The following is a 7,452-nucleotide window of genomic DNA, read 5'->3' on the forward strand; positions in this document are numbered from 1 at the left end:
GCTTAAAAGTATTGAACAAAAAGGTAAAAAAATGAAAATAGTGGTTATACAAGGACCTAATTTAAATATGCTCGGAGTACGAGAACAACAGATATACGGCTCGATGAAGCTAGAGCATATTCATGCTCAAATGAAAGATTTTGCTACTACAAATGGTGCAGAAATTGAATTTTTTCAAAGTAATCTTGAAGGTGAACTTGTTGACAAAATTCAGGAGTGTTACGGCGATGCTGATGGAATTATTATAAATGCAGCAGCTTATACTCATACATCTATCGCGATTCGTGATGCAATATCTGCTGTAAATCTTCCAACAATTGAAGTGCATATAAGCAATATCTATCGTCGCGAAGAGTTTAGAAAAACAAATATGATTGCTCCCGTTTGCGCATCGTCTATTGTTGGATTTGGTCCTTTTGGATACCACTTAGCAATGATTGGAATGTTTCAGTTTATGAGTGATATTGAAGTAGCTAGAGAAGCTCAAAAACAAGCAGAATCAGCTCAAAACTAGATGTACATAAAGCGTGAGTTGAGTAGTGATTTAACAACTTTTAAAAACTTACGCCAAAATGTAAAAAATAGAAATAAAAGCTCTCATCGTTATGTCGCCACGGTAGGTATCGGTGGAAATCTCGGAGATGTAAAACGGAGATTCAGCCATCTGCTAGCCTATTTTAAGCGAGACACAAGAGTTGAGTTACTAAAAATATCGCTTATTTTGCAAAACCCTCCTTTTGGATTTGTAGAACAGAGTGACTTTTTTAATTCAATTGTTGTGTTAAAAACAACTATGCAACCAGTTAGATTTTTAGATTATCTAATGAGGGTAGAGAAGAGATTTTCACGAAAAAGAAGTTTTAAAGATGCTCCAAGGACACTAGATTTGGATATTATTTTTTTTGATAATAGAGTAGTTAAGCTACCAAAACTTCAGATTCCGCATCCAAAATATAAAGAGCGAGAGAGTGTGAAAATACCATTAATGGACATTTATAGATGAAAATATTAACCTTTACTGGCAAAACCCCATCAGAAGCTCTTAAAAAAGCAAAGCTAGATATAAACTATAGCCAAATGATTCATATTGATACAAAAGAGATTCAAAAGAAATCTCTTGGACGAGAAGCTGTCTATGAGATTATTATGGGCTTGGAGAATGATTCAGCGTTTAACTCATATCAAAATGTAAAGCAGACCACAAAAGATGAGAGATCTGTTACGCAAAAAAGCACCGATGTCCTTTTTGATATCTCAAGTGCTGCTAGACAAATTTCAAAAATTGCGGATGTAAAAGACCCACTTTATGATTATCAAGAGCCAAAACAACAGTCATTAATTGAGCCTAAAGAGCTAAAAGAGATAAAGTCAGAAATCTCAAAATTAGGCGATAAAATCAAGATTATTCAAAATATGTTTTGGGATGAAAGGGCGCCTAATCTAGAGAGTCAAATCCCATCTGAGTTTGCGGAGATATATCGTCTTGCTTATCAGAGTGGGATGAATAAAGAGCATGTAGATACAATTATGAGTATGACACTAGAGCATATGCCATATAAAATGAGAGAAAACTCATCTACTGTAAAAAGATATTTTCAAACACTACTCAGAAAAATGGTACCAGTTAGATTAGAGAGTGTTCCTTCTGGTGGAAGTAAAAAAGTAATCATGCTTGTTGGTCCAACCGGAGTTGGAAAAACAACATCAGTTGCGAAGTTAGCAGCTAGATACTCCTACTTGATGGAAAAAAAATATAAAGTAGGCTTGGTTGTTCTTGATACCTACAGAATAGGTGCAGTTGAGCAGTTGATGCAATATGCAAGAATGATGAAATTAGCAATAGAGACAGTTGTGGATCCACCTGAATTTGCAACCGCCCTTGATTCACTAAAGCATTGTGACTATATTTTAATAGATACGATGGGTTCAAGTCCTTATGATAGAAAAAAAATCGAGAAGATATATGAGTGTCTGGACGGAAGCGATATTAAACATAGCGTAGATGTTGTTTTGGTTATGCCAAGCTCCATAAAGTATGAAGATTTGATAGCTACTTATGAGAATTTTTCATCTTTAAGTATAGATACTTTGATGTTTACAAAACTTGATGAGACAAGAGGATTTGGAAACATATTTTCTCTAGCATACGAGACAAAAAAACCAATAAGTTATTTCTCTGTTGGACAAGAGGTTCCAGAAGATTTAGTTTGTGCTAGTAGTGATTTCTTGGTTGAGTGTCTGTTGAATGGCTTCAATAGGGGCAAAGCATGATAGGCAATCAAGCAAAAAAATTAGAAGAGTTAATTGCTTCTAATTCTCAAAAAAGATCTAAAAAGACTCGTTTTATTGCTGTTACTAGTGGTAAAGGTGGGGTTGGAAAAAGCACTATTAGCTCAAACTTGGCATTTGTCCTCTCTCAAAGTGGGCTTAATGTTGGCATCTTTGATGCAGATATCGGGCTTGCAAACTTAGATGTAATGTTTAATGTTAAAATCAAAAAAAATATTTTACATGTTCTAAAAGGTGAAGCGACTGTTTCTGAAATTTTAATTCCAGTAACAAGAAATCTCATACTTATTCCAGGTGAGAGCGGTGATGAGATACTAAAATACGCAGATAAAGCTCTTTTTGAGAGATTTATGAGTGAAGCTGAGATACTTGATAAATTAGATGTTATGATAATTGATACTGGAGCCGGAATAGGTGAGCATATAAAAATGTTTACAGATGCAGCCGATGATGTTGTGGTTGTTACTGTTCCAGACCCTGCAGCGATTACTGATGCTTATGCAACTATCAAAACAATTGCTTCAACAAGAGATGATATCTATCTTATAATGAACCAAGTAAAAAGTGAAAAAGAGGCTTCCGCTGTTTATGAGAAGATAAAAAAAGTAGCTCTTGCAAACATTGGGGCTAAGTTAAATTTGAAATTAATGGGAAAAATAAATAGTGATGTAAAAGTTTCATCTTCTGTCAAACAAAGAGCACTCTTTAGTTCAATTCATCAAGCTTCCAGTGTTTATCAGGATATAGTGGCAATAGCAAATGTTGTAAATAGCACTTTGGAACGAGATATGCTAGTCACCCCTAGCGAGAGCGGATTATCGGGGCTATTTAAGCGTTTGATTAAGCATTTCTAATATAAACTTAAGGTATATATCAATGTTGGGTGAAAATTTTGTCTATTTTTTTACTGTTCAAGGCTTTTTCGTTGGAATAGTTTTTAGTATACTAAAATCTTTTAGCGCAGAGAGTCTTTTGGCATATACACTTCTTATAACTATATTTTTCTACCTTTTCTCACATCTAATAATTGCATTTTACTATAGAACAGCAGTTGGAAAAATCTCTTCCTTTCCAAAAGAGATACATGAAAGAAGACTTGATATTTTGGCAAGTGAAATAAATAAAAGAGAAAAAATAATAGATAATGTTATAAAAATAGTTGATGCTGCAATTCAAATTAATTCAAAAGATAATGAGAAAAGAATATGATTCATGCATATACGCAGGATTTAAAACATAAAGAAGATGAGCTAGCTATACAGTATTTACCGGCAGTAAAAGCTATGGCATTTAGACTAAAAGAGAGACTTCCTAGCTCTGTTGATTTTATGGATTTATCGGCAATTGGAACGGAAGAACTTATAAAATTAGCACGAAGATATGATGAGAAACTCAATGACTCGTTTTGGGGTTATGCAAAAACAAGAGTTTACGGGGCAATGCTTGACTATTTAAGAAGCTTGGATATCGTAAGTCGTGCTTGTAGAAAACTCATGAAAGCCATTGACTATGCAGTAGAAGAGCATAGAGCAACTAGTGATGAGGAGTTAAGTGATGAGGAGTTAGCAACTATTTTGTGTGAAGATATAGATAAGGTGCATGAAGCTAGAATTGCATCTGGCATATATTCCGTAATGCCTCTTCATGACCAACTTCAAGTTGGTGACGAGGGTGCATCTATTGCAGCAATAGAAAAAGATGAGCTAATAAATAGTATTAAAAAAGTATTGAATCAGTATCCACAAAGAGAGCAGCTGATAATTCAGCTTTACTATTTTGAAGAGTTATCTCTTAAGGAAATAAGTGAAATATTGGATATTACTGAGTCAAGAATTTCTCAAATTCATAAGTCTGTTATTCATAAAATAAAAGAAAGTATAGGAGCATAAAATGGCAGATATACTTTCACAAGAAGAGATAGATGCCCTTTTAGATGTTGTAGAAGATGATGGTGAGGAGTTTGATAATGATGAGGAAGGGAGCCGTCCATCGCAGAGACAAATAACTCTTTATGATTTTAAGAGACCAAATAGGGTATCAAAAGAGCAGCTTCGGGCTTTTCGTGGAATTCATGATAAGATGGCTCGTTCACTAGCTTCACAGATATCATCTATTATGCGCTCAATTGTTGAGATACAGCTTCACTCCGTAGATCAGATGACATATGGTGAGTTTTTGATGTCTCTACCAAATCCAACAAGTTTTAATGTTTTTTCATTTAAACCACTTGAAGGTAATGGAATTATCGAGATAAATCCATCTATTGCTTTTCCAATGCTTGATCGTCTTCTAGGAGGAAAAGGTGAGCCATTTGATGCAAATCGTGAATTTTCTGACATAGAATTAAACCTTTTTGAAACAATTCTAAGAGTCATGATGAGTACACTAAAGGAGGCTTGGGCGGCAGTTATGGATATTTATCCAACTGTTGAATCAAAAGAGACAAGTCCAAATGTTGTCCAGATTGTTGCTCAAAATGAAATTGTTGTTATGGTTGTTATGGAAATTACTGTTGGACAAAGTTCTGGAATGATGAATATATGTTATCCAGTTATTTCACTGGAGCCAATTTTACCAAAGCTAGCAAGCAGAGATTTAATGCTCAATGAGACAAGTACAAAAAAAAGTAGAAACACAGAACTTCAAGTGCTTTTAGGTGGCGCACAAGTTAATGTAAGCGCAATTTTAGGCAAGGTTGATTTGACACTTGGTGAGATACTTGAGCTTAAAAATGGAGATATAATAAAGCTGACTAGTGCGGCGGATGATATTGTAATGCTGTGTGTAGATGGAAAAGATAGATTTCTTGGAAAAATGGGGCTTAGAAGATTTAGAAAGTCAATACAGATAACGGAAATGATTAATACTGAAAAAGATGCAGTAAAAAGAGCACTAGAGAGTTTTGAAGTTGCAAGGTTTGATAAAATATCTGGAGCAAAAAATATTATGAGTCAGAAAGATGAAGACGAAGATGAGTATGAAGATAACAGCGATGATGGGGGGTACAGAAGATGAGTAGCTTTATGAAATTATTTGTAGATGAGGCAGTTGGTACTATTGAGGCACTGATTGGTCAGGCCCCAGCCATTAGCCTAAAGGAAGAGCAAGAGCTAAGTATACTTTCAAATATTATTCCGCCAATAGTACTGTTGAAAATTAGTGTTAGCGGAGATGTTAGTGCATCAGTAATGGTTGCGTTAACACCAAATCTTGTCACTTCTTTGGCTGATATGATGCTTGGGGAAGAAGACAGTAGCAGAGAAGATGTAACTAATGATGATTTAGATGCCATAAAAGAGATTGTATCGAATATATTTGGTGCTATTTCAAATAGTTTATCTGCTCAAAAAGAGATTCCTATTCTCTCTTTTAATGTAGAAGGTGTTGAATATATAGGAGAAAACAAAGAGGTTTCATTAGAAAAATATAGCAAAATGTTTGTCTATAATTTTCAAATAGCTGATATTAAGTCTTTCTTTATGTTTGTCATAGATAGTAAGCTGGAAGAGTCAATATTTTGTACAAATAAAAAAGATATATATGAAGAGACAAAAGAGAGTTCAGCTGGAAACGGCATGGGTTCTATAGCAAACTTAAATAGTGATGAGATGAATAATATATCTCTTATTATGGATGTGAAACTCCCAGTAAAAGTGAGAATTGGTAAAAAGAAAATGCTACTAAAAGATGTTTTAAATATGGATATCGGTTCCGTTATTGAACTAAATCAGTTAGCAAATGATCCTTTAGAAATTCTAGTGGATGATCATGTTATTGCAGAGGGTGAAGTTGTAATTGTTGATGGAAACTTTGGTATCCAGATTACCTCTATTGGTACTAAGCGAGAAAGACTAAATAAACTAAAGTCATAAAATAATGAAAAATATTAAAAAACAGAGTGATAAAAAAGTTTTAGTTGGTATGAGCGGAGGCGTTGACTCTACAATATCTGCACTTCAACTAAAAGAGGATGGCTATGAAGTGGAGGGTCTCTATATGAAACTTCACTCAAAACCAGGATATCATGAGATTCATTTAGCTCGCGCCCAGAAGGCCGCTGATTTTGTTGGCATCAAACTCCATGTCTTAGATCTTCAAGATATTTTTAATGAAAAAGTTTTCAAACCATTTATAGATACTTATGCAGAGGGAAAAACTCCAAATCCATGTGCTTTATGCAATAGAAGTCTAAAATTTGGTGAAATGGTAAAGTTTGCAGATACAATCGGAGCAGATTTTATAGCTACTGGGCATTATATCAAGACAGATGGAAAATATTTTTATGAAGCAAGTGACGATACAAAAGATCAGAGTTATTTTCTTTTTTATGTACAAAAAAATATTTTACCAAGACTTATCTTTCCGCTTGGAGATAAAAAAAAGAGTGATATAAAAGAGTTAGCTTTATCCATAAAGGGTCTAGAGTCATTTGCATCCCAGGGCGAGTCATCAGAGATATGCTTTGTTGAGACGACATATACAGATTTACTTAAAGATTATGTTGAGGTAGATAATGTGGGCAAAGTCCTTGACATTGATGGCAATATTGTTGGTGAGCACAAGGGTTTTATGCACTATACAATAGGGAAAAGAAGAGGTTTTAGTGTTAAAGGTGCGCATGATCCACACTTTGTTATAAGCATAGATCCTAAAAATAATCAAATAACAGTAGGAAAGAAAGAGGAACTAGAATGTAATAGCGTAATACTTGGTGATCTGAACCTTTATACTGATGAGAAAGAGTTTGATACAACGGTGAAGCTGAGGTACAGAACAAAAGCAGTTTCTTGTCATGTTATTATAAAAAATGATAAAGCATTTGTGACATTAAAAGAGAGTGTTTTCGGTGTAGCGGTTGGTCAAGCCGCTGTTTTTTATGATGATAATAGATTGATTGGCGGCGGCTGGATAGAAGATGCTGCCCGTTAATATGAGAAAATAACAAACATTCCCAATTCCCCCCACCAATTAAGCCCTCTCTAAGCAACTCTTACCTATAATTCCCATCCACAAACAAAGCGACCTAAAGTTTAGGCGTAACGCTCTAGAAGAGCCGAAATAACTTCGTTTGAGATCATTGAAAACTAAGCAAGTAAATAGAACGAACGACTAATAACTTTTTCAAAAGTTGTTAAGTTTTTTATTCGTAACAAGTTTACTTAG

Annotated in this window: 9 protein-coding genes; all 9 read left to right on the forward strand. The window is 34.5% G+C overall.

The annotated features are described in order from the left end of the window. Window positions 1-31: 31 nt before the first annotated feature. The 9 genes from aroQ to mnmA are packed head-to-tail and all read left to right on the forward strand — an operon-like array spanning window position 32 to window position 7,218. The gene (gene aroQ / locus PHV22_RS09600; RefSeq protein WP_295020645.1) at window positions 32-514 is read left to right on the forward strand and encodes a type II 3-dehydroquinate dehydratase; all 483 of its coding nucleotides are present in this window, start codon (window positions 32-34) and stop codon (window positions 512-514) included. Continuing rightward, the gene (gene folK / locus PHV22_RS09605) at window positions 515-1,003 is read left to right on the forward strand and encodes a 2-amino-4-hydroxy-6-hydroxymethyldihydropteridine diphosphokinase (protein WP_295020647.1); all 489 of its coding nucleotides are present in this window, start codon (window positions 515-517) and stop codon (window positions 1,001-1,003) included. Then, a complete protein-coding gene (gene flhF / locus PHV22_RS09610; RefSeq protein ID WP_299947369.1) occupies window positions 1,000-2,271 on the forward strand; it encodes a flagellar biosynthesis protein FlhF in 1,272 nt (423 codons plus the stop codon). Before folK ends, flhF begins: the two co-directional genes overlap by 4 nt. Continuing rightward, window positions 2,268-3,143, forward strand: coding sequence for a P-loop NTPase (locus tag PHV22_RS09615; RefSeq protein WP_295020650.1), 876 nt, complete (start codon window positions 2,268-2,270; stop codon window positions 3,141-3,143). The genes flhF and PHV22_RS09615 overlap by 4 nt, the downstream gene beginning before the upstream one ends. A 22-nt stretch (window positions 3,144-3,165) precedes the next feature. After that, window positions 3,166-3,498, forward strand: coding sequence for a hypothetical protein (locus PHV22_RS09620; RefSeq protein WP_295020652.1), 333 nt, complete (start codon window positions 3,166-3,168; stop codon window positions 3,496-3,498). Next, window positions 3,495-4,178 carry an RNA polymerase sigma factor FliA gene (locus PHV22_RS09625; protein WP_295020654.1) on the forward strand — a complete coding sequence of 228 codons (684 nt, stop codon included), beginning with the start codon at window positions 3,495-3,497 and terminating at the stop codon, window positions 4,176-4,178. Before PHV22_RS09620 ends, PHV22_RS09625 begins: the two co-directional genes overlap by 4 nt. Before the next feature lies 1 nt (window position 4,179). Then, window positions 4,180-5,304 carry a flagellar motor switch protein FliM gene (fliM, locus tag PHV22_RS09630; RefSeq protein ID WP_295020656.1) on the forward strand — a complete coding sequence of 375 codons (1,125 nt, stop codon included), beginning with the start codon at window positions 4,180-4,182 and terminating at the stop codon, window positions 5,302-5,304. A gap of 8 nt (window positions 5,305-5,312) precedes the next feature. Then, window positions 5,313-6,161, forward strand: coding sequence for a flagellar motor switch protein FliY (fliY, locus tag PHV22_RS09635; protein ID WP_367187087.1), 849 nt, complete (start codon window positions 5,313-5,315; stop codon window positions 6,159-6,161). 4 nt (window positions 6,162-6,165) lie between these two features. Beyond that, window positions 6,166-7,218 (forward strand): tRNA 2-thiouridine(34) synthase MnmA, encoded by a 1,053-nt coding sequence (gene mnmA, locus PHV22_RS09640; protein WP_295020664.1) that lies wholly within the window; start codon window positions 6,166-6,168, stop codon window positions 7,216-7,218. Window positions 7,219-7,452 lie beyond the last annotated feature (234 nt).

The organism is Sulfurimonas sp. (assembly GCF_028713515.1).
In the GTDB taxonomy this organism is placed as follows: domain Bacteria; phylum Campylobacterota; class Campylobacteria; order Campylobacterales; family Sulfurimonadaceae; genus Sulfurimonas.